Genomic DNA, 21,823 nt, shown 5'->3' with positions numbered 1-21,823 from the left:
GCGGTAGCGCAGCCCCGCCCCGGGGAAGCGCCGCCGCGACGACCGGGGCGGTGCCGCCCGCGGCGGGGCCGCAACCGCTACTGTGCCGTGCAGGCCTGCTGCAGCCGGGCGCCCGACTCCTGGAGGGCCGGCAGCCGCTCGCCCACCAGGGCGCTGAGGTCACTGCCGTAGGCCTGGGCATCGCCGAGGGCGCTGAGGTCGCCGTCGGCGAGCCCGGCGAGATCCGGCAGCTGCAGCGCGCCCACGTCGCTCGCGAGGCCATCCCACTCGGTCCGGGCCTCGCCCAACGCGGTGAGCACCGCCGGGTCCGTGATCGAGGCCGATGCCGCATCGATCGATTCCAGGACCGGGGTGATGAGCGCGACCGGATCGATCGGGTTCCCGGCGAGTGCGTCGGCGATCATCTGCGGGGCACCGTCCTGCGCCTCAGTCATGACGCGGTCGATCGTCTCGGTGGCGATCTGGCACTTCGATCCGGCACCGGCGCCTGGCTGTGCCGTCGCGGACGGCGAGGTGCTGGGCTGCGACGAAGCGCTGCCGTTCGCTCCGACGAGATCCGTGAGACTGCAGCCGGCGAGGGGAATCGCGAGGAACGCGAGCGTCGCCGTAGCCGCAAGTGCGCGGGTCCGGAAACGTGCGGGGGAACTGGGCATCGGGGTCCTTTCGCGGGCAAACACCGTGTCGGGAAACACGTTACAAGGGGTGCCCGAGTCCGCGCTGTGCGACGCACTCAGGGACGGGGTGACTATGGTGGAGGTATGGACAGCGCGAGCGCAGGTGCCGGAAAACGCAGTCACGAACCCATGGCGGGTGGGACCCATGCGGTCTCGCTCGCCGGATCAGCGCGCGGGCCCGGTCCCGCGCAGGAGGCCCCGCCCGGCCCCGCCCAGGAAGCCCCGCCCGAAGGACTCGCGCATGCCGCGGAGGCGCAGCGCGCGGCGGACGCGGTGGCCCGCGTGGTGCAGACCGTGTGGCGCATGGTGAGCCCGGGCGGCTGCGCCTGGCACGAGGAGCAAACGCATGCCTCCCTGACTCCGTTCTTGGTCGAAGAAGCCGCGGAGTTTATCGACGCGGTTGAGCGGCAGCTCCCCGCGGAAGAGCTGCGTTCCGAGCTGGGCGACGTGCTCTACCAGGTCGTGTTTCACGCCGCGATCGCCGAGCGCGATGCCGAGGGGTACGGGCTCGCTGATGTCGCGAACCACCTAAACGAGAAGTTGATCGCGCGCCACCCGCACGTCTTCGGGGATCGCGGGTACATGAGCGTGGACGAACTGCACGCCGAGTGGGAGCGCCTGAAGGAGGACGCCGCGGGCGAAGAGCGCGGGAGTCGTGGTGCCCTGGACGGGATTCCGGTGGGGATGCCGACCTTGGCCCGCGCCGCGAAGGTGGTCGAACGATTGAAGCGGGCCGGGCTGGTGCAGCTCGGCGCGGGGGAGGGAACCCCCGAGGACCCGCTTGCCACGGCCATCGGGCCCGACGAGCGGGCGCTCGCGGAGGTCGGGATCGGCGACGCGATGCTCGCCCTCGTGATGCGCGCCAACTCGGCGGGGGTCGACCCCGACCGTGCGCTCCGCCTGGCCGTGGACCGCCTGGCCGCGCGGGTCATGCACTCCGAACTGCACGGCGAAGACTAGCGGGCGGGTGCCCGCGCGCGCCTGTGCGCCGGCGCGCCAGACCGTGGCTGCGCCGGGCGATGCCTGACCGCGCCCGCGCCCGTGTACGCCCGCCCGCGTACGCTCGCGCGCTAGACCATGCCCACGCCTGACCGCGCCCAGCCGCGCGACCGCGCCCAGCCGCGCGCCCGCGCCCGCGGACGACCGCGCCCGTGCACGCTCGCGCACGATCGCGCGCTAGACCGTGCCCGCGCCTGCGCCTGCCCGCGCCTGCTCGCGCCTGCTCGCGCCTGCCCGCGCCTGCGTACGCTCGCGCTCGAGCCCGAAGGTGGCCGCCGGTGCTCGCGCCTGCCCGCGCTCGGCTTGCCTGTGTTCGCGCCTGCCGGTGTTCGTATCCGCTTGGGCCAGTGCTCGCGCCTGCCCCTGCCCGTGCCCGTGCCCGTGCCCGTGTGCTCCCGTGCCCGTGTGCGCCAGCGCGCGCACGATCGCGCGCGAGACCTTGCCCGCGGGAGACCGTGCCGCGCCCAGCCGCGCGCCCGATGCTTCATCCATGGGTGAGTTTCCGGGCCTTCTGAGGCGTGAAGCCCCCAAAACTCACCCATGGAAGCGGGATGCGGGATGCGGGATGCGGGATGCGGGGGATCGGGATGCGGCCGGTACCCGCTCCGGACTGCCGCACGTTCATTCACAGCTTGGCCTGTGCCGCGAAACAGGGCCGTCTATCCACAGATACGCGTACTCGCCCCGCCGCCGTGGCTCGGGGAGGCAACATGAACGCATGCCCTGGCCACTCACCGAAGTTCCTGTTCCACTCGTAGGGCGTCCGTTCAGCGTCGCCGAAGCGCGACGCCTCGGGGTCAGCGACGATGCACTCCGGCACCCGCGGTTTCGCACGCCCTTTCGCGGGGTTCGGTCACTGCGCGCGGGTGACCGGTCGGCACACTTCCCGGCTGAGCGTGCGCGTGCCGCCGCGCTCGAATACGTTCCGCGGCTGCGGCCGACCGAGGTATTCAGCCATGCCACCGCCCTCGTGCTGCTCGGCTGCCCGATTGCCGCGAGCCCGGAGCCGCACGTTTCGATCCTCCGGCCGGGCAGTCGTGCAACCGTGCGTGGCGCAGTGGGGCACACGCACGCGGCCCCGTCGGTCGCGTGGAGGCACAGCGAAAGCGGCGCACCGTTGGTTTCTCCCGCGCTCGCGCTGACCCAGGCCGCCGCCGTGCTCCCGTTCCGTGAACTCGTGATCGCGGCCGATCACCTCATTCGGCCCCGCCGAGCGCGTGCCGCAGGACCCATTGCGACGCGCGAGGAGCTTCGCGATGCGGCGCGGGGTGCTCGCACGCCGGGTGTCCGGCGAGCGCGGGCGGCCATCGAGTTGGCACGGTCCGGTGCGGAGTCTCGGATGGAGACGCTTCTGCGGCTCGTCATGGTTGCCTTCGGGATTCCGGAGCTTCCGTTGCAGGTCGACGTGCACGATGCGCGAGGACGGTGGATCGGGCGCTTCGACATGGTCGAGCTGCAGCGGAGGGTCATCGTGGAGTATGACGGCGAGCAGCACCGCACGAACGACGAGCAGTATGCGCGGGACGCACGCCGGATTGACGCGGCGCAGGATGCGGGGTTCCGGGTGCTGCGGTTTCGGCGGGCCGACGTGACACGGACGCCTCGGGCAACTGCGGAGCGCATCGCGGCGGCGCTCGACGTGCCACTGACGCCGCCGAGTGACCCCCTGCACGGCTTCCTTTCCGAGCGATGACGGCGATCGGTCGCACTGTCGGTGGTGTGTGAGACGATGCGTGTATCCCGGAGCGAGTACGACGATCCGGGCCCTGTCCGCATCACTGAACGATCGGAGTATCTCGTGTCACGCATCAACCTCAGCCGACAGCACCCCGAGGTCTACGAGCAGCTGGCAGCGTTCAGCGCCGCTGCGGAGGAGGCGGCCGCCGCAGCGGAGTTGAGTCCGAACCTCATCGAACTCATCAAGCTGCGGGTGTCGCAGCTCAACGGCTGCGCGTTTTGTTGCCGCTTGCACACGCGAGACGCACTCGCCGCGGGCGAAACCGCGGACCGCTTGTCGGTGCTCCCGGCGTGGTGGGAATCGCAGTACTTTTCCGCGCTGGAGCAGGCGGCGCTCGGTCTCGCCGAAGAGGTCACGCGCCTCTCGGTGCCGGAACGGACCGACTGGGACACCGACGAGTTGACACCGGCGCAGGTTTCCGCCGTCAGCTGGCTGGCCGTGGTGATGAACGCCTGGAATCGCGTCGCGATTCGGAGCGGCTATCGCGTCGCGCCGTAGCGGGTCACGCGCAGTCCCGGGGATTCGGACCTGACGCACCGCTCGCGTGACCGTCGAATCCTCAGCTCTGGATGTTGGGTTCGGCACGGGGAAGCGGCGGTGTCTGCTCCTCTGGGCCGGGGTGGCTTGAGCCGGTGCCCCACACCACGCGGAGCACCGACACCGCGTCGTCGGCGCTGATTCCGGCGGCCTGGGCGGCCTCGGCCAGCACGCGTGCGCGTTCCACCACCGTGTGGGGTGCGCGGCTCGCTCCGGGGGCAACGCGAGTGCCAGCGGCGGTGCGGGTCACGACCAGGCCATCCTGCTCCAGTGCGCGGTACGCCTTCGCGGCGGTGGCCTGGGCGACCCCGAAATCGCGGGCCGTCTGTCGTACCGTCGGAAGGCGTTCGCCGTCGCCCAGCTGCCCCGCGCGGATGGCCCCTCGGAAGAGTTCGACGATTTCGTCGGCGGTTCGGGGGAGCGCCTGACTCGGGTCCTGCGGTGCTGGGAGGCCGGAGTGTTCCGGGGTCATCGTGCCAGTCCGGTCCGGCGTGGTGTCTGCCGGGGGCCGCCCTCGGCAACGTCGGCGTGCGCGTCCGCGTGGGCATCGGGCGCGTTGGCGTCGGCGTGCGCGTCCGCATCGGTTTCGAACCCGTTGGCGTCGGCGTCGGCGCGGGCATCGAGCGAGTGGCCATCGAGCGCGTCGGCACCGAGCGTGAGCGCGTCGGTACCGAGCGTGTGCGTGTGGCCGTCGAGCGCGTGCGCGTTTCGACGACGCACGGCGGCGGCGCGCAGCGTGTCCACCCCGAGCCGGAGCAGGAGTGCGGCTCCCAACCCCTGAATCAGATACCCGCCCAGGTGCATGAACCGGGCAAATGCCTGGTAGCTCGTGCCCACGTACACCGGCTCTGCCCCCGGGGCGTCGCCGACGTGGAGCCCGATGCTGCCCTCGCCCACGAAGCCGATATGGGCCCAGACCGCGCCGAGGGTGAGCAGGATCCCGCCGAGCGCAAGGAGCACGAAGACCCGGGCGGTGGCGGCGCGCTCGGCGCGCACGCTGGCCGCTGAGGCGCGTGCGGCGGGACGATTCGCGTCCCGGCCGAGCGCGAGGATCAGCACGAGTGAGGTCGCGCCGAGCGCAAGGAGGGTCGCGAGGTGATTCGGCCATCCCGCGCCGGGCAGATACCCGGCCCCGCCGAAGGCTTCGAAGTAGATGGGGAGATTGAGCGTTCCGGGCTGATCCCACTTCTCGACGTGGCTCGGTGCGGAGACCCCGATAAGTGTGTGCCAGCTCGCGGTCAGGAACAGCAGTGCAGCGCCGGTGGCCGCGAGTCCGAGCAGCCCGCGCGGAGCAAAGTGCCACCAGCGATGCCGCGGCGCGATGGCGCGTTCGCCCGGGGCGGGCTGGGGTGCGCGGGCGAGCGCGATCGCGCCCACCGCCATGGCGATGGCGGCGGCGAGCAGTGGTGCGGGGCGACGCCACCAGCCGTCGAAGCCGACGGCCCCCAGATACCCCTGCCGCTGGCTGATCCAACTGGTCACCGTCGCAATGGCCACCACAGCGAACGCCCCGCCGGCGCCGAGCCACACCAGTGTCCGGGTTCGGGACGTGAGCGCCGGAAAGTTCACGATCTTGCGCGGCAACACCCAGGACAGGGCGAAGAACACGAGCCCAAGTGTCAGCGCGATTTCGACGGGGAAGAGTTCTTTGAGCGGCCAGAGAACCGAGCGGAGCCAGTGTGTGAAGTCCATGCGCGTGCTTTCTGGTCGGGGGTCGTCGGGGACAAACGAGATTGTGTTGCGAGAGTAGCACAACTTGTACTGCGCACGTGGATCAAGATGCTCAGTGCGGGGATGCCGTGAGGGTGACCGGCACGATCCGCCGCCGAGAGGTGGAAGAATGGGGAACTATGGCTAATCCCGTGAACCCACCGCGCGGCATGCGCGACTTCCTGCCCGCCGACAAAGCGCGCCGCGAGCACGCCCTGGGCATCATCAAGGGCGTCTACCGCGCTCACGGGTTCGACGAGATCGAGACCCCCGTGGTCGAAGACTACGCGCGGCTCCACTCGGGTCTCGGCGGCGACAACGAGAAGCTCTCCTTCTCGATCCTGAAGCGCGGGATCACGGCTGAGGCGCTCGCCGCCGCGGCCGAAGCCGGCGACGTGGAGCAGCTCGCCGACCTCGGCCTGCGGTTCGACCTGACCGTCCCGCTCACCCGCTTCTACGCCACGCACCGGGCCGAGCTCCCGCCCGTGTTCCGTGCCATCCAGATCGCCCCGGTGTGGCGCGCGGAGCGCCCGCAGAAGGGCCGCTACCGCCAGTTCGTGCAAGCGGACATCGACATCATCGGTGAGCCCGGCATCCTCGCGGAGATCGAGCTCGTCACGGCAACATCGCAGGTGCTCGCGGAGCTCGGCCTTGCCGGGTGCGTGATCCGCGTGAACGATCGCCGGATCCTGTTCGGCCTCCTGGGGCACTGCGGCTTCGCGCCCGAGACCCACGACCGCGCCCTCATCACCGTCGACAAGCTCGACAAGATCGGCACCGAGGGCGTCGTGGCCGAGCTGCGCGAGATCGACCCCGTCGCCGCCGAACGGATGGGCGAGATCCTCGCGGGCGTGGAGCCCGCGCTCGCGGGATCCGGCATCCCGCTCACGGGCGAGGCGATTGCGGCGGTGCTCCCGGTCGGGGCCGCCGAGGACGGCATCGCGAACCTCACCGAGCTGGGTGCCGCGCTCGACGGCGTGCTGCCCGAGGGCGTCAGCGTGTGCTTCGACCCGACGCTCGTCCGCGGCATGGGGTACTACACCGGCACCATCTTCGAGGTGGCGCACCCCGGATCCGGCAGCTCCGTGGGTGGCGGCGGCCGCTACGACGGCATGGTGGGCCGGTTCCTGGGGCAGGACGTCCCGGCGGTGGGATTCTCGATCGGCTTCGAACGCGTGGTGGATCTCATCACGCTGCCCGAGGCCACGGGCCCCGAGGCCGTGGCGCTGGTGTACGACGCTGAGGTGGCGTTCCCGCAGCTCGTCGCGCTCAAGCGCGAGCTCGTCGCGCGGGGCCACCGCGTGCGACTCGAGAAGCGACAGAAGAACATGAAGACGCTCCTCGCGCGCGTGGCTGCGGAAGGCTTTACCAGCATCGCGAATGTGCGCGCCGAGACGGCGACCGTCGCCGATCTCGAACTCCGCCCGTTGTCGGCGTAAGATCCCAGGAAACTCTCCCGAATCCGCTCTTGACCGGGGGTGCGCGGGGTGCGACGCTATTCGCGATAGCCGCACCTCGCGGCGGATGGGGAGTACCGCAATGAGTACGCAAATCTTCGTGAATCTCGCGACCGCCGACCTGGACGGGGCGAAAGCCTTCTACACCGCGCTCGGGTGTGAGATCAACCCGCTGTTCACCGATGAGAATGCCGCCTGCGTCGTCTGGGACGAGCAGGTCTTTTTCATGGTGCTCACCCGCGAGTACTTCGGCACCTTCACCGAGAAACCCGTGGCGGATCCGGCGCAGAGCGCCCAGGTGATCGTCGCGCTCTCCCGCGAGTCGCGCGCGGAGGTGGACGCGATTCTGGAGGCCGGGCTTGCCGCTGGTGGGCGCGAGCCCCGCGACGCGCAGGACTACGGCTTCATGTACTCCCGGACCCTCGAAGACCGCGACGGCAACATCCTGGAGTTCATGTACATGGACCCCGCGGCGGCCGAACAGGGGCCCGAGGCCTTCATGACCGAGAATGACTGACTCCCGCCGAGAACGGGACGGGCGCACCAGCGGCCGCTAGACTAGTGAGGGTGGCGGATCCGCGCCACACGTTTGCCCAAACACCCAGCACTGGCTGACACCTGAGGAGCGCATAGTGGCATTTATCGACGCAGTGATCGCACGCGAGATTCTGGATTCTCGCGGAAACCCGACCGTCGAGGTCGAGGTCGGCCTGACGGACGACTCGGTGGGCCGCGCCGCGGTGCCCTCCGGAGCCTCTACGGGTGCGTTCGAGGCGTACGAGCTGCGCGACGGCGACGCCGATCGGTACCTCGGCAAGGGCGTCCTCAAGGCCGTCGACGCCGTGTTTGACGATCTCGCTCCGGCGATCGAGGGCTTCGCCGCCGACGATCAGCGCATCATCGACGAGGTGCTCCGCGAGGTCGACGGCACCGACAACAAGCAGCGCGTGGGCGCGAACTCGATCCTCGGCGTCAGCCTCGCGGTCGCACACGCCGCCGCCGCCTCGGCGGAGCTCCCGCTGTACCGCTACCTGGGCGGCCCCACCGCGTGCACCCTCCCGGTGCCGCTCATGAACATCATCAACGGTGGCGCACACGCCGACACCGGCGTCGACATTCAGGAGTTCATGGCAGTGCCGCTGGGCGCCGAGAGCTTCTCCGAGGGACTGCGCTGGGGCGTCGAGGTCTACCACGCGCTGAAGGCGCTGCTCAAGGAGCGCGGCCTCACCACCGCGCTCGGCGACGAGGGCGGCTTCGCTCCCGACCTGCCCACGAACGCTGCCGCGTTGGACCTGATCGTCGAGGCGATCACGCGCGCCGGCTTCACCCCCGGCACCGACATCGCGCTCGCGCTCGACGTGGCTTCGACCGAGTTCTTCGCGGACGGTGTCTACACCTTCGAGGGCAAGGAGCGCACCGCCGCCGAGATGAGCGCCTACTACGCGGATCTCATGGCGACCTACCCGCTCGTCTCGATCGAGGATCCCCTCGCCGAGGACGACTGGGAGGGCTGGAAGATCCTGACCGACGAGATCGGCGACCGTGTGCAGCTCGTCGGCGACGACCTCTTCGTGACGAACCCGACGCGCCTCGCGGACGGCATCGCCCGCGGCACCGGCAACTCGATTCTCGTGAAGGTGAACCAGATCGGCACGCTGACCGAGACCTTCGACGCCGTGCAGATGGCGCAGCGCGCGGGCTACACCGCCGTCATGTCGCACCGCTCGGGCGAGACGGAGGACGTCACGATCGCGGATCTCGCCGTCGCGACCGACTGCGGCCAGATCAAGACCGGTGCACCGGCTCGTTCGGACCGCGTCGCGAAGTACAACCAGCTGCTCCGGATCGAGGAGGAGCTCGGCGGTGCCGCGAAGTACGCCGGCCGCGCGGCCTTCCCGCGGTTCACTGCGTAACTGAACCACCCCAGAAGAGAACGACGAGCACGGTGAAACGCTGGACGGGCGACCTCGGGGCGTGGGCCTCGAGCCTACGCTTCAGCGGCTTCACCGTGCTCGTGGTCATTCTCGTGTTGGCGGGCGCGGTCATCGTGAGTCCGAGCCTGTCCACGTACGTGCAGCAGCAGCGCGAGATCGCCGAGCTGCGCGAGAGCGTCCGGATCCACCAGGAGGCGGTCACCGAGATGGACGCGGAGCGCGCAAAGTGGAAGGATCCGGTCTACGTGCGCGCGCAGGCGCGAGATCGACTCTTTTACGTGCTGCCGGGGGAGACCCAGCTCAACGTGATCGACGATGTGGTGCTCCCCATCGAGTCGACCGAGGAGACCAGCGCCACGCTCTCGCGGATCCAGGACAATTGGGCGCACGGCCTCGCCGCCTCGTTCCTGAGCGCGGGAACGATGCCGGCCGAAGAACAGGCGACGGATCCGGCAGCGACGACCGACCCCGCGACCACCGACCCCGCGACCACTGACCCCGCGCCCACCGACACCGCGTCGACGGGCGATGAGACACCCGACACCGCCCCCGAAGGCACCGAGGAGATCACCGAATGAGCCGCCCGCCGTACCCCGCCCCCACCGAGGCCGACATTGTCGCCGTGAGCGAGCAGCTGGGGCGCGAAGCGCGCGGCGTGGTCGGGATCGCCGGCCGCACGACGGACGGGAGTCCGACGGTCGTCGCTACAGCACCTCGCCTGCCGGACGGTTCGCCGTTTCCGACGTTCTACTACCTCTGCCACCCGGAGGCGGTCGCCGCGGCCTCACGACTCGAGGCGGTCGGCATGATGGTCGAGTTCAACGAGATGCTCGCGGAAGATGAAGAGCTGCGCGCTCAGTACCAGCGGGCGCACGAACAGTACATCGCGGACCGCGACCTCGTCGGCGAGGTTCCGGAGCTCGCGGGCGTGAGTGCCGGCGGCATGCCGACTCGCGTGAAGTGCCTGCACGCGCTGATCGGGCATGCCCTGGCCGCGGGGCCCGGCGTGAACCCGATCGGTGATATCGCCCTCGAGCGCAGCGGCTGGCGGCCGTAGCCGGGCGACCGCCGAACTCCGCGCATGCCGTGGGGACCCCCAAGTCGGGAAAGTGCTGGTTCCGTCGAAGATTCCACTGTTTTTCGAGGATTTCCCGTCGAAGTGGCTGGGGACTGCCGGAATGCGCGGTAGACTGAACGGCAGGGGCACCCGTGTGCCCATCCGTCGTGTCCGGAATTCGGACAGTTCCCGCACAGAGCATCAAGGAGACCGCCCAGTGGCGAAGAAGATTCTGATCGTTGGCGGTGGCTACGCCGGCTTCTACACCGCATGGAAGCTCGAGAAGCTTCTCCGCGCTGGTGAGGCCGAAGTCACGATCGTCGATCCGCTGCCGTACCTCGCGTACCTGCCGTTCCTCCCTGAGGTGGCTGCAGGCTCGATCGAGCCCCGCCACGCGGTGGTCGCGCGTCGTCGCCACCTGAAGCGCACCGCAAACGTTGCGGGCAAGGTCACGGGCATCTCGCACGCCACCAAGACGGCGACCATCACGCCGAACGAGGGCGAAGCGTACGAGTTCGCCTACGACCAGATCGTCGTCACCACCGGCTCGGTGTCTCGCACCTTCCCGATCGCCGGCATCGCCGATAACGCGATCGGCATGAAGACGATCGAAGAGGCGGTTGCCGTGCGTGACCGCATCGTCGGCAACTTCGAGCGCGCCGCGTCGCTGCCCGCCGGTTCGGCTGAGCGCGCACGCCTCCTGACGATCACGGTCGTCGGTGGCGGCTTCGCCGGCATCGAGACGATCTCGGAGCTTCGCTCCTTCGCGACCAGCCTGCTGCGTCGCTACCCGGAGATCACCTTCGACGAGACGAAGTTCCACCTCGTCGAGGCGATGGGGCGGATCATGCCGGAGGTCTCGCAGGAGACCGCCGATTGGGTGGTCAAGGACCAGACCCGTCGCGGCGTGAACATCCACCTCGACACGCAGCTCTCCTCCGCGGTCGATGGCAAGATCGAGCTGTCGACGGGCGAGAACTACGAGTCCGACCTCATCGTGTGGACCGCGGGCGTCATGCCCCGTCCGTTCCTGCGCGGCACGGACCTCCCGATCGGTCCCCGCGGCCACGTGATCGGTAGCCCGACGCTGCAGGTCACCACCGAGGACGGCGACGTCGTTGAAGGGGCCTGGACCGCAGGCGACACCTCGCAGACCCCCGACATTTCGTCGACCCCCGGCCCCGGCGGCTTCTGCGTGCCGAACGCACAGCACGCGGTGCGCCAGGGCCGTCTGCTCGCGAAGAACATCGCGGCGTCGCTGCGCGGCGAGGGCGTTGCCGAGTACAACCACAAGAACCAGGGTGCCGTTGCCGGCCTCGGCATGAACACGGGCGTGTTCCAGTCGGGCAAGTTCGCCATGCGCGGCTACATTGCGTGGCTCGCACACCGCTTCTACCACGGCCTCGCGATCCCCACGTGGGAGCGCAAGTGGCGCGTGTTCGGTGGCTGGGTGGGCCACTTCTTCCTGGGCCGCGACATCGTCAACATTGAGGCGACGCAGCAGCCCCGGGCGATCTTCGAGGAGTTCGCCTCGCGGCCGAAGCCCGCAGCCGAGTAACCACTCGGGTGACCCTCAGAACGCCCCGGCAGCCTGCGCTGCCGGGGCGTTCTCTGGTTACGCCTCGGGTGCGTGCTTGCTGAGGAACTGGTACATCTCGGTGTCATCGACACCGGGGAAGGTGCCGGAGGGGAGCGGAGCGAGCACGTGCGCGTGCATCCGGGCACTGGGCCAGGCCTTCCCCTCCCACCGCGACAGCAGTCCCGGGGCCGGGGTGCGGCAGCAGGTGGGATCCGGACAGGTGGACACCATCCGCTCCGTGGTGTCGCGGCCGCGGAACCACTTCGCATCGTCGAACGCCACGCCACAGGCGATCGCGAACGGCCCGTGCTCGGCGTCGCCGGTCTGCACGCTGGTCCAGAACGTGCCGTTCGGAGTGTCGGTGTACTGGTAGAACTCGCTGGTGCGGTTGGTGCGGTCGAACGCCGTGCGCCCACCCCACTTGTGGCAGAGCACCTCGCCCTCGATGGAGCCGGAGTCGTCGCTCGGGAACGGCAGGTTGTCGTTCTCGTAGCCGCGCACGAGGGAACCGGCACCGTCGGCGCGGTAGTGGTGGACGCGGAGGTCGAGGTGCCGGGTGGCGATATTCGTGAAGCGGTGGGCCGCGGCCTCGTGCGTGACCCCGAAGGCGTCACGGAAGTCTTCGATCGCGAGATTGCGGTTGCGCTTCGCCTGCTGGAGGAAGTCGACGGCCTTCGCCTCCGGGATCAGGCAGGCCGCCGCAAAGTAGTTGATCTGCAGCCGCTGCTCGAGAAATTCTGCATAACTTGCCGGCTCGGCGTGGCCGAGGACGCGGTGCGCCATGGCCTGGAGGGCGAGAGAACGCAGGCCGTGACCGCCGGGAATCGATGCGGGCGGCAGGTAGATCCGGCCATTCTCGAGGTCGGTGATGCTCCGCGTGTTGGAGGGGAGGTCGTCCACGAAGATCAGTGTGAAGCCGAGGAGCTCGGCGAGCATGGCGACCTGGCGGTGCGTGACGGCCCCCGCTCCGTGCCCGATCCTGCGCATCAGATCGGATGCGACAAGCTCGATGTCGGGGAGCCAGTTGTCGTGCTCGCGCATCTTCATGCGGATGGCGGTGTTGACGCGGCGGGCCTCCTCCGAGGTGGTGGCCGCGGCCCGGGATCGACGGGCGAGCTCGCGGTGCAGTCCGACCAGCGATTCCAGGGCTTCGTCCCCAAGCGTGCGCGGGGTGCGGACGTGGGGGAGTCCGAGGCGCTGATAGCCGGGGGCGTTCTGGGCGCGCTCGAGTTCGATTTCGAGCGAGCTGCGGTGGTCGGGTGCCTCGCCGGTGAGGAACTCGGCAGGATCGACGCCGAACTCACGCCCGAGCGCCTGGAGCAGGGTGAGCTTCGGTTCGCGGCGGCCGTTCTCGATCAGGGAGAGCTGGCTGGCGACCACGCCGACGCGCTCGCCCAGCTGTTCGAGGGTCAAACCCGCGCGGGTGCGGAAGTGTCGGAGCCGCTTGCCGAGGACCAAGCGATCGAGATCGGCCTCGGCGGCGGGAGAAGTGCTGTTCGGAGCCATAACTTGACAATACGGCAAAAATCCCGAAAATTTACAGTGGGTTTGGTAAACTTGGGGTGAATTTGTTCTCCAGAATGGAGATGTCACCGATTCTTCACCAGAGTGATCCTGAGGAGCACGCATGGGCATCAGCCAGACCGTCGAGGCCGCGCAGTCGATTTCTGACCTCGTAGCCGCGGAAGCCACCACGACCAATCCGGAAATCCTGCAGTGGGTGACCGAGGTCGCGGAGCTCACGAAGCCGGACGCCGTGGTGTGGTGCACCGGTTCCCAGGACGAGTGGAACCGCATCACCTCCGAGATGGTTGAGGCGGGGACCCTGATCCCGCTCAACAAGGATCTGCGCCCCGGGAGTTTCCTGGCCCGCTCGCACCCGGCCGATGTGGCGCGCGTCGAGGACCGCACCTTCATCTGCTCCGAGGACGAAGCGGACGCCGGCCCCACGAACAACTGGGTGGCCCCGGACGCGATGAAGGCCGAGCTCATGCCGCTGTTCGACGGCGTCATGCGCGGCCGGACCATGTACGTCGTGCCGTTCTCGATGGGCCCGGTGGGCGGCGCGATCACGCAGCTCGGCATCGAGATCACCGATTCGCCCTACGCGGTGCTCAACATGCGCATCATGACCCGCATGGGCCAGACCGCCCTCGACGGCATTACGCCCGGCAGCGAGTGGGTGCGCACCGTCCACTCCGTTGGTGCTCCGCTCGAGGCCGGCCAGGACGATGACGCGTGGCCCTGCAACGACACGAAGTACATCACGCACTTCCCGGACACGCTCGAGGTGTGGTCGTTCGGTTCCGGATACGGCGGCAACGCGCTGCTCTCGAAGAAGTGCTTCGCGCTGCGTATTGCGAGCGTCATGGGCAAGAACGAGGGCTGGCTCGCCGAGCACATGCTGCTCCTGAAGCTCACGGACACCAACACGAATACGGCGTACCACATCTCTGCCGCGTTCCCCTCGGCCTGCGGCAAGACGAACCTCGCGATGCTCCAGCCCACCATCCCGGGGTGGAAGGTCGAGACCATCGGCGACGACATCGCCTGGCTTCGCCCCGGCACCGACGGGCGTCTGTACGCGATCAACCCCGAGGCCGGCTTCTTCGGCGTGGCACCGGGCACGGGCGAGTCGACGAACCCGGTCGCCATGGAGACCCTCTGGGGCAACACGATCTACACGAACGTGGCGCTGACCGACGATGGCGACGTGTGGTGGGAGGGCAAGACCGACGAGGTCCCCGAGCACCTGATCGACTGGCAGGGCAACGAGTGGACCCCGGAGTCGGGCCGCGTCGCCGCGCACCCGAACTCCCGGTTCACGGTGCCGATCCAGCAGACCCCGACCCTCGCGCAGGACTGGTACGAGCAGGACGGCGTGCCGCTCGACGCGATCCTGTTCGGTGGCCGCCGCGCGACCAACGTGCCGCTTGTCGCGCAGTCGCTGTCGTGGGATCACGGCGTGTTCGTCGGTGCCACGATCTCCTCGGAGAAGACGGCCGCGCAGGAGGGCACCGTGGGTGAACTGCGCCGCGACCCGTTCGCAATGCTCCCGTTCTGCGGCTACAACATGGCCGACTACTGGGGCCACTGGCTCGAGATGGGCAAGACGCTCGGCGACAACGCGCCGAAGATCTTCCAGGTCAACTGGTTCCGCAAGGGCGACGACGGCCGCTTCCTGTGGCCCGGATTCGGCGAGAACTCCCGCGTCATCGACTGGGTGATCCGCAGCGTTCAGGGCGAGGTCACCGGCCGCGAGACCGCGATCGGCACCGTTCCCGCCGAGGGCGAGCTCAACCTCGACGGGATCGAAGTCCCCGAGGCCGACCTTGCCGAACTCTTCGCGATCGATCCGAGTTCGTGGCTCGCCGAGGCCGACCTGACCGAGGAGTTCTTCGCCCAGTTCGGTGACCGGATCCCCGCGGCACTGCAGGAGCAGCTCGCGGGTCTCCGCGCACGCCTGAGCGCGTAGCGCCCGGCGCCGCTCAGGCGCCTCACAGTCCGTAAGCCCCGTCGTTCTGCCCAACGACGGGGCTTACTCTTTTCCACCGGACACCGCTTGACAGGCACCTGCTGGCCTGCTGGGCTGGACGGTATGCACGTGATCGGCTGGATCCTCGCGGGCCTCGGAAGTTTGCTCGCCGCGGGATCTGCGGTCCTCCTGGTCCGCGCAAACCGAGGACAGCGGGTATCGATGTGGCGACGGGCGGCGCACGTGCCCGCCGCGTACACCTGGTGGCTCGCCGCGGGGAGCGGCTGCGTGATCTTCAGCGGCATGTTCATGGCGGCGGGACAACGGTACTGGCCGATCGTGCTCTACGCCCTCGCCGTCGGGGTCATGGTGGGGGTGATCGGCGTGCACAACTGGCGGCTCCGCCGCGAAAGCGGGAGCCGGAACGCCGAATAAACGCCGACGTGACGGCACGTTGTCGCAGGCTGGCTCTCCTGAACGGGCGCGTCACCAGGAATACAGCGTCCCCCCACTGGGATTCGAACCCAGACTGAATCGATTTTAAGTCGACTGCCTCTGCCGGTTGGGCTATGGGGGGCTGCGGACCATACTCCCACACTCGAAGCACCGAGAGCCGCGCCCGCGGGCGCGCTAGCCGGTCACCTGGCGCAGGAAATCGCGGGTGCGCTCACGCTCGGGCGCCTCGAATACCCGTTCCGGGGGGCCGGACTCGACGATGACGCCGTCGTCCATAAACAGGACCCGGTCGGCGACGCGGCGGGCGAAGCCCATCTCGTGGGTGACCACGACCATGGTCATTCCCTCCTCCGCGAGGTTCTGCATGACCTCGAGAACCTCGCCCACGAGCTCCGGGTCGAGCGCGGAGGTGGGCTCGTCGAACAGCAGGATCTTCGGTTCCATCGCGAGCGCGCGGGCGATGGCGACGCGCTGCTGCTGCCCACCCGAGAGGGCCGCCGGGTACGCGTCGGCCCGCTCGGCCAGCCCCACCTTGGCGAGGAGCGACCGCGCGCGATCTAGGGCGGCGGCCCGCCCGATCCGGCGCACCACGCGGGGGGCGAGCGCGACGTTCTGGATCGCGGTGCGGTGTGGGAAGAGATTGAACTGCTGAAACACCATGCCGATCTCGGTGCGCACGGCGTCCAGGTCCACCCGCGGCGCGGTCAGCTCCGTCCCGTCCACCGTCACGGTCCCCGCAGTCGCGCGTTCGAGCCGGTTCAGGCACCGCAGCAGGGTACTCTTCCCCGAGCCGGAGGGGCCGATCACGCACACCACCTCGGAGGGCGCGACGGCGAGGTCGATGCCGCGGAGCACGTCCGCGGAGCCAAAGGATTTGCGGAGCCCCCGCGTCTCGATGATGGGGATCATGGGTGGTCCATTCTGCGTTCGATCACGGTGAGGAGCCGGGACAGGGTCAGCGTGATCACGAGGTAGAAGGCCGCGACGGTCGTGTAGATCTCGACCGCGTTGAAGTGGCTGGCGGCGATCAGGCGGCCCTGGAAGATGAGCTCGGGGACGAGGATCACCGAGAGCAGCGACGTGTCCTTGATGCTGATGATGAACTGGTTGCCGAGCGGCGGGATCATGCGGCGGAATGCTTGCGGCCAGACGACGTGCCGCGCGGTCTGTCCGCGGGACATGCCGAGCGAGCGCCCGGCCTCGGTCTGGCCGCGAGAGATCGACTGCACGGCACCGCGCACGATCTCCGCGATGTAGGCCCCGGAGTTCAGGCCGATCACGATGATGCCTGCCACGAGGGACGGGAAGGTGTACCCGATGAGCAGGGGCAGCGCGAAGTAGATCCAGATCGCTTGCACGAGCACGGGGGTGCCCCGGAACACCTCAATGTACGCGATACTGAGCCAGGCGACCGGCCGGATCCGGCTCAGTCGCCCGAGCCCGGCAACCGCGCCGAGGGTGAAACCGATCGCGAGCCCGACCACGGACACGAGCAGGGTGTAGCCGAGTCCGGTCGCGAGCGCGGGGAGGAACTGGACGACCCCGGCCCAATCAAATCGTGCGAACGCGTGCATGCGACTCCTCGCCGGGGTGGCCGGGCGGGGGCGCTGGTGCGCCCGCCCGGCCGGGTGCGCCCGCGATCACTCGAGCGTCCCGAGCTCGTCGAGCCACGGCGGCACCTCACCGAACCAGGTCTCGGAGATCTCGGCGTAGCGGCCGTCCGCGATGAGGGTTGCGAGCGCTTCGTTGACGGCCGCGAGGAGGTCCTCGTTGCCCTGGGACACCGCGATGCCGTACTCCTGCGCTTCGAGCAGGTCGCCCACGGTCTTCAGCTTGCCGGAACCCTGCGTGCTGATGTAGTACTCGACGTTCGGGGCGTCGTAGAGCACCGCGTCGGCGGTGCCGCCCTCGACGGCGAGATACACCTGGTCGAGCTGCTCATAGGGGAGCGGGGTGGCGGTCGGGACGTGCTCCGTGAGGTATTCGAGCGGAGCCGAGCCGAGCCGAGTTGAGACGGTGCGCCCGGCGAGATCCGCGACGCCGAGGATGTCCGTCGACGCGACGGGCACGCCCACGATGATGCCGGAACGGTAGTACGGGTCAGAGAAGTCGACCGTGGCGCGGCGCTCCTCGGTGATCGTGATGCCGGCGATGGCGAGGTCGAACGCCCCGGTTTGCAGGCCGGGGATGATGCCGTCGAAGTTCGTGGTCTCGAGTCGCATCTCGAACCCGACCTCTTCGGCGATCGCGGTGATGAGGTCGACGTCGAATCCGACGTGTGCGCCGTCACGGTCGAACGCGAACGGGACAAACGAGTTGTCGGTGGCGACGGTGTAGGAGTCGGCGAGCCCCGAGGTGTCGGGTTCCGGGCCCGCATCTGCCGTGTCAGACGCGGTCGTGGAGCAGCCGATGAGCCCGGCAGCGAGCGCGAGGACGGCTGCGGCCGCGGGAAATATGGACGATGGTCGGGTGCGAGATAGGTGCAGCAACTCTGCGGCCTTTCACTAGCGTGGCCCCCCGGTGCCACGGTATGCGGTGCCGGTGTCCCGGGTCAACCGTGGGGACCGCCGAGCGGTGCCGCGGGTGCCGGGGACGTCGCGCTCGACCGCCCTGGTGGGCTCGATGTGCCGCAGCGGAGCCCCGGACATCACAGTCTGGTATCGACTCGTGGCCCCCGGTAGAGGCGGGGTGCGTGCGGCCCGGCCCGAAGCCGCTAGGCTGCACGCGTGACGTTTGCGAAGATCCTGCTCCTGCTGCTCGTGCTCGGGGCCGTGGTGCTCGGGCTCTGGCTTCGGGTCCGGGCGTGGCGCGCCCGGCGCGCGGCGGCACGGCGAGCCTGGCAAGCCGAGGTCGACGCTGCGCTCCGCGACGCGTCATAGCGCGCGGGGGCGTTTCGCGGCGCGCAGCGCCCGCGCGTGTGTGCCGTCTCAGGAACGGCTGCGGCATACACTGCGGGTATGACTTTCGATGTGACCGGGGCCGACACCGTCGCGGCCGCCGGACGGGCCCCGTGGGGCGACCCGAATCGGTACTGGGCCGGAATCGATGCCGCGACGCGGGATCGGCCGGCGCCGGTGGTCGCGTTGAGCGTGCCGGCGCTCCGTCGCAACGCTGACGATCTACGGCGCCGCGCGGGCGGGATCCCGATCCGCGTGGCGAGCAAATCGGTGCGCTCCCGCGCCGTGCTCGAGGCGGTGCTCGCGCTCCCCGGGTTTCGGGGCGTGCTCGCCTACACCGTGGCCGAGGCGCTGTGGCTGGCCGAGACGATCGACGACGTGGTGGTGGCGTACCCGAGCGCGGACCGGAGCGGGCTGCGCCGGCTGGGGGAGTCAGCGGAGCTCGCCGCCCGCGTCACGGTGATGGTGGACAGCGAGGAACAGCTCGACCTCATCGACGCCGCGGTCGCGCCGGGATCTCGCGCGCATATTCGCGTGTGCCTGGACTTCGACGCCTCGTGGCGGAGCCGAGCGCTCGGGCACGTCGGCGTGCGTCGCTCTCCGATCCACACCCCTGAGCAGCTGCGAGATCTCGCCCGCCGCGTGGTGGCGCGGCCGGGGTTCCGGCTGGTCGGGGTGATGGCGTACGAAGCCCAGATCGCCGGGGTGGGGGATCGCGCGGCGAACCCCGCCGAGGCGGCGCTGCTGCGGACCATGCAGCGGGTGAGCGGCGCGGAGCTCGCGGAGCGGCGTGGGGCCGCGGTGGCGGCGGTGCGGGACGTTGCCGAGTTGGAGTTCGTGAACGGCGGCGGGACCGGGTCGATCGAGCGGACCGCCGCGGAAGCCGCGATCACGGAGGTCGCCGCGGGCAGCGGGCTCTACGGCCCGCACCTGTTCGACGGCTACCGCGCGTTCACGGTCGCGCCGGCGCTGGCCTTCGCCCTGGACGTGGTGCGGAAACCGACGCCGGATCGGGCGACGTTGCTCGGGGGCGGCTGGATCGCCTCGGGGCCCGCCGCGCCGGATCGGCTGCCCCGACCCGTGTGGCCCGCGGGGCTCAGCTACGAGGCGCGCGAGGGCGCGGGGGAGGTGCAGACCCCGGTGCGCGGGGCGACGGCCCGAGCGTTGCACGTGGGCGACCGGGTGTGGCTGCGCCACACGAAGGCGGGAGAACCGCTGGAGCACACCACTGAGCTGGTGCCCGTGGGGGCCGATGGAACCGCGGGGGATCCCGTGCTGAGCTACCGAGGTGAGGGGAAATGCTTCCTGTGAGCGAACGAGGATCGCGCCGAGCCATGCCGCCGCGCTGGCACAACTGGGCGCGCACAGAGTCGTCAGATCCGGCGCTGGTGCTGGCCCCGCGCTCGACGGAACAGGTGGCGCTCGCGGTGCAGCGTGCCGCGGAGACCGGGCACACCGTGAAGGCCATCGGTGCCTCACACAGTTTCACCGGGATCGCGGCGACCGACGGCGTGCAGCTCAGCATGGACCGGATGCGTGGCCTGGTCTCCGCGGACCCGGCCCGCGGGCGGGTGACCCTCCGCGGCGGGACGCGCCTGTGGGAGCTCCCCGCGATCCTCGGCCCGCTCGGCCTCGCGCTGCCGAACATGGGCGATATCGATCGGCAGTCCATCACCGGTGCCACCCAGACCGGGACGCACGGCACGGGTCTCGGCTTCGGCGGCATCGCGACCGGCATTGTCGGGGTGGAGCTGGTGACCGGGACGGGGCGCACGATCCGGATCGACGAGGCGCACCACGCGGAGCTCCTGCCCGCCGCGGCGCTCGGTCTCGGGGCGCTGGGGATCGTCACCGAAGTCACCCTGCAGTGCGTGCCGCGGTTCCTGCTGCAGGCCGACGAAGCGCCGGACCAGCTCGACCTCGTGCTCGCCGAGTTCGAGGATCGTTCCCGCGCCGCCGACCACTTCGAGTTCTTCTGGTTCCCGCACACGGATACGGTGCGCACGAAGACCAACACCCGGCTCCCGCTGGATCATGAGCGTGCCCCGCTCGGGAAACTCTCCCGCTTCGTCGACGAAGAACTCGCGAACAACCTCGCGTTCGGGGCGTGCGTGAACCTCGGCGCGTTTGCCCCGCGCACCACCCCCGCAATCAACCGATTCGTGGAGACGCTGTCGAGCCGACGCCGCTACATCGACGAGTCACACCGGGTGTTCGTCACGCACCGGCGCGTCCACTTTCGCGAGATGGAGTACGCGGTGCCCCTCGCGGAGGTCGCGGACACGATGCGAGAGCTCCGCGCCATGATCGAGCGGCGTCGCTACCGCGTCTCGTTCCCGATCGAGGTGCGCGCCGCGGGCGGCGACGAGCTGCTACTCTCCACCGCGCACGGCCGCGACTCGGGATACATCGCCGTGCACCGCTACCACCGCGACCGGGACCTCGGGTATTTCCGGGACGCCGAAGCGATCCTCGCCGCGCACGGTGGCCGACCGCACTGGGGCAAGATGCACACGCTCGACGCGGACGCGCTGCGGGAGCGCTACCCAGAGTTCGAACGGTTCGCGGCCGTTCGCGCGGAGCTGGATCCGGCGCGAGTCTTCACGAATCCGTATCTGGATCGGGTGCTCGGGGAGTGACCCGTGCGGCACCGAACGCGCGGTGCCGCAGGCCCGAAGCCACGGATCCACCGATCTCAGCGGATTCATGGAAATGCTGGATAGGATGCACATATGTCTGGTGGATTGATTGCCACGCTGATTGTCGTCGGCGTCCTCGTGATTCTTGGTGTGTACGTCTGGGCGACGTACAACTCTCTGGTGACGCTGCGCGTCCGAGTCGATGAGGCGTGGAGTGACATCACGGTGCAGCTCAAGCGCCGGGCCGATCTGATCCCCTCGCTGATCGAGACGGTCAAGGGGTACGCGGCGCACGAGAAGAGCGTGTTCGACTCGGTCACCAAGGCGCGCGCGGAGACCATTTCCGCCCAGGGACCGGCAGAGGCCTCGCTCGCAGAGAACCACATGCAGTCCGCGCTGAAGAGCATCTTCGCCGTGGCGGAGGCGTACCCGCAGCTCCAGGCGAGCCAGAACTTCCTGCAGCTGCAGAGCGAACTCGTGGACACGGAAAACAAGATCCAGGCATCGCGCCGGTTCTTCAACGGTGGGGTGCGGGAGTACAACACCAAGATTCAGGTGTTCCCCAACACCATCTTCGCCCGCGGGATGGGCTTCACGGAGCGCGACTTCTTCGAGGTGTCGGACGTCGCCGCGATCTCCGAGCCGCCCCGCATCCAGTTCTAAGCTCGGAG

At 69.5% G+C, this 21,823-nt stretch carries 23 protein-coding genes and 1 tRNA gene; 15 read left to right on the top strand and 9 right to left on the bottom strand.

Going from position 1 to position 21,823, the window contains the following annotated elements; all coding sequences use genetic code 11:
* Positions 1 to 77 precede the first annotated feature (77 nt).
* Positions 78 to 653, bottom strand: a complete 576-nt coding sequence (locus D3230_RS03170) for a hypothetical protein (protein ID WP_202343529.1) — start codon at positions 651 to 653, stop codon at positions 78 to 80.
* 105 nt (positions 654 to 758) lie between these two features.
* Between D3230_RS03170 and D3230_RS03165 the strand changes: the two genes are divergently transcribed.
* Positions 759 to 1,634, top strand: a complete 876-nt coding sequence (locus tag D3230_RS03165; RefSeq protein ID WP_237466666.1) for a MazG nucleotide pyrophosphohydrolase domain-containing protein — start codon at positions 759 to 761, stop codon at positions 1,632 to 1,634.
* Between the two features lie 216 nt (positions 1,635 to 1,850).
* Here D3230_RS03165 and D3230_RS03160 read toward each other — a convergent pair whose 3' ends face one another.
* Positions 1,851 to 2,165 carry a hypothetical protein gene (locus D3230_RS03160; RefSeq protein ID WP_202343528.1) on the bottom strand — a complete coding sequence of 105 codons (315 nt, stop codon included), beginning with the start codon at positions 2,163 to 2,165 and terminating at the stop codon, positions 1,851 to 1,853.
* Positions 2,166 to 2,790: 625 nt separating this feature from the next.
* Here D3230_RS03160 and D3230_RS03155 point away from each other — a divergent pair.
* Positions 2,791 to 3,366 (top strand): endonuclease domain-containing protein, encoded by a 576-nt coding sequence (locus tag D3230_RS03155; protein ID WP_202343527.1) that lies wholly within the window; start codon positions 2,791 to 2,793, stop codon positions 3,364 to 3,366.
* A gap of 105 nt (positions 3,367 to 3,471) precedes the next feature.
* The gene (locus D3230_RS03150; RefSeq protein WP_337249059.1) at positions 3,472 to 3,909 is read left to right on the top strand and encodes a carboxymuconolactone decarboxylase family protein; all 438 of its coding nucleotides are present in this window, start codon (positions 3,472 to 3,474) and stop codon (positions 3,907 to 3,909) included.
* A gap of 61 nt (positions 3,910 to 3,970) precedes the next feature.
* On the opposite strand, the gene D3230_RS03145 is transcribed toward D3230_RS03150, so the two are convergent.
* Positions 3,971 to 4,420, bottom strand: a complete 450-nt coding sequence (locus D3230_RS03145; protein ID WP_202343525.1) for a GntR family transcriptional regulator — start codon at positions 4,418 to 4,420, stop codon at positions 3,971 to 3,973.
* Entirely contained in the window at positions 4,417 to 5,640 is a 1,224-nt protein-coding gene (locus D3230_RS03140) for a hypothetical protein (RefSeq protein ID WP_202343524.1), read from the bottom strand. Before D3230_RS03140 ends, D3230_RS03145 begins: the two co-directional genes overlap by 4 nt.
* Before the next feature lie 158 nt (positions 5,641 to 5,798).
* Between D3230_RS03140 and hisS the strand changes: the two genes are divergently transcribed.
* The 6 genes from hisS (at position 5,799) to D3230_RS03110 (ending at position 11,664) form a co-directional block, all read left to right on the top strand.
* Positions 5,799 to 7,097, top strand: coding sequence for a histidine--tRNA ligase (hisS, locus tag D3230_RS03135; RefSeq protein WP_202343523.1), 1,299 nt, complete (start codon positions 5,799 to 5,801; stop codon positions 7,095 to 7,097).
* Between the two features lie 100 nt (positions 7,098 to 7,197).
* The gene (locus tag D3230_RS03130) at positions 7,198 to 7,632 is read left to right on the top strand and encodes a VOC family protein (protein ID WP_202343522.1); all 435 of its coding nucleotides are present in this window, start codon (positions 7,198 to 7,200) and stop codon (positions 7,630 to 7,632) included.
* Between the two features lie 115 nt (positions 7,633 to 7,747).
* Positions 7,748 to 9,028, top strand: a complete 1,281-nt coding sequence (eno, locus tag D3230_RS03125; RefSeq protein WP_202343521.1) for a phosphopyruvate hydratase — start codon at positions 7,748 to 7,750, stop codon at positions 9,026 to 9,028.
* A 32-nt stretch (positions 9,029 to 9,060) separates the two neighbouring features.
* A complete protein-coding gene (locus D3230_RS03120) occupies positions 9,061 to 9,627 on the top strand; it encodes a septum formation initiator family protein (protein WP_202343520.1) in 567 nt (188 codons plus the stop codon).
* Positions 9,624 to 10,106 carry a DUF501 domain-containing protein gene (locus tag D3230_RS03115; protein WP_202343519.1) on the top strand — a complete coding sequence of 161 codons (483 nt, stop codon included), beginning with the start codon at positions 9,624 to 9,626 and terminating at the stop codon, positions 10,104 to 10,106. The genes D3230_RS03120 and D3230_RS03115 overlap by 4 nt, the downstream gene beginning before the upstream one ends.
* A gap of 217 nt (positions 10,107 to 10,323) precedes the next feature.
* Positions 10,324 to 11,664, top strand: a complete 1,341-nt coding sequence (locus D3230_RS03110; protein WP_202343518.1) for an FAD-dependent oxidoreductase — start codon at positions 10,324 to 10,326, stop codon at positions 11,662 to 11,664.
* Between the two features lie 57 nt (positions 11,665 to 11,721).
* Here the strand turns inward: D3230_RS03110 and D3230_RS03105 are convergent, their stop codons facing one another.
* A complete protein-coding gene (locus D3230_RS03105; RefSeq protein ID WP_202343517.1) occupies positions 11,722 to 13,191 on the bottom strand; it encodes a helix-turn-helix domain-containing protein in 1,470 nt (489 codons plus the stop codon).
* Positions 13,192 to 13,312: 121 nt separating this feature from the next.
* Between D3230_RS03105 and D3230_RS03100 the strand changes: the two genes are divergently transcribed.
* Together D3230_RS03100 and D3230_RS03095 are read left to right on the top strand one after the other, a co-directional pair.
* Positions 13,313 to 15,160, top strand: a complete 1,848-nt coding sequence (locus D3230_RS03100; protein ID WP_202343516.1) for a phosphoenolpyruvate carboxykinase (GTP) — start codon at positions 13,313 to 13,315, stop codon at positions 15,158 to 15,160.
* 129 nt (positions 15,161 to 15,289) lie between these two features.
* Entirely contained in the window at positions 15,290 to 15,595 is a 306-nt protein-coding gene (locus D3230_RS03095; RefSeq protein WP_202343515.1) for a hypothetical protein, read from the top strand.
* Between the two features lie 68 nt (positions 15,596 to 15,663).
* On the opposite strand, the gene D3230_RS03090 is transcribed toward D3230_RS03095, so the two are convergent.
* The 4 genes from D3230_RS03090 to D3230_RS03075 form a co-directional block, all read right to left on the bottom strand.
* Positions 15,664 to 15,737: transfer RNA gene (locus D3230_RS03090), tRNA-Leu, on the bottom strand.
* Between the two features lie 53 nt (positions 15,738 to 15,790).
* On the bottom strand, positions 15,791 to 16,525 hold the full coding sequence (locus tag D3230_RS03085; RefSeq protein ID WP_237466664.1) for an amino acid ABC transporter ATP-binding protein: 735 nt from the start codon (positions 16,523 to 16,525) through the stop codon (positions 15,791 to 15,793).
* Positions 16,522 to 17,190 carry an amino acid ABC transporter permease gene (locus D3230_RS03080; RefSeq protein WP_202343514.1) on the bottom strand — a complete coding sequence of 223 codons (669 nt, stop codon included), beginning with the start codon at positions 17,188 to 17,190 and terminating at the stop codon, positions 16,522 to 16,524. The genes D3230_RS03085 and D3230_RS03080 overlap by 4 nt, the downstream gene beginning before the upstream one ends.
* A gap of 66 nt (positions 17,191 to 17,256) precedes the next feature.
* Positions 17,257 to 18,105, bottom strand: coding sequence for a transporter substrate-binding domain-containing protein (locus D3230_RS03075; RefSeq protein ID WP_202343513.1), 849 nt, complete (start codon positions 18,103 to 18,105; stop codon positions 17,257 to 17,259).
* A gap of 237 nt (positions 18,106 to 18,342) precedes the next feature.
* Between D3230_RS03075 and D3230_RS03070 the strand changes: the two genes are divergently transcribed.
* The 4 genes from D3230_RS03070 to D3230_RS03055 all read left to right on the top strand — a co-directional run bounded on the left by D3230_RS03070 (position 18,343) and on the right by D3230_RS03055 (position 21,815).
* Positions 18,343 to 18,495 carry a hypothetical protein gene (locus tag D3230_RS03070; protein WP_202343512.1) on the top strand — a complete coding sequence of 51 codons (153 nt, stop codon included), beginning with the start codon at positions 18,343 to 18,345 and terminating at the stop codon, positions 18,493 to 18,495.
* 78 nt (positions 18,496 to 18,573) lie between these two features.
* Positions 18,574 to 19,824: an alanine racemase gene (locus D3230_RS03065; RefSeq protein ID WP_202343511.1), complete on the top strand. Its 1,251-nt coding sequence runs from the start codon at positions 18,574 to 18,576 to the stop codon at positions 19,822 to 19,824.
* Between the two features lie 23 nt (positions 19,825 to 19,847).
* A complete protein-coding gene (locus D3230_RS03060) occupies positions 19,848 to 21,152 on the top strand; it encodes a D-arabinono-1,4-lactone oxidase (RefSeq protein WP_202343661.1) in 1,305 nt (434 codons plus the stop codon).
* Positions 21,153 to 21,245: 93 nt separating this feature from the next.
* Positions 21,246 to 21,815, top strand: coding sequence for a LemA family protein (locus tag D3230_RS03055; RefSeq protein ID WP_202343510.1), 570 nt, complete (start codon positions 21,246 to 21,248; stop codon positions 21,813 to 21,815).
* The last annotated feature ends 8 nt before the right edge of the window (positions 21,816 to 21,823 follow it).

Source organism: Leucobacter chromiireducens subsp. solipictus (assembly GCF_016758195.1).
GTDB classification, from domain to species: domain Bacteria; phylum Actinomycetota; class Actinomycetes; order Actinomycetales; family Microbacteriaceae; genus Leucobacter; species Leucobacter solipictus.
Note: the sequence above shows the minus strand (reverse complement) of the source record. Positions and strands in the feature narration are given on the sequence as shown.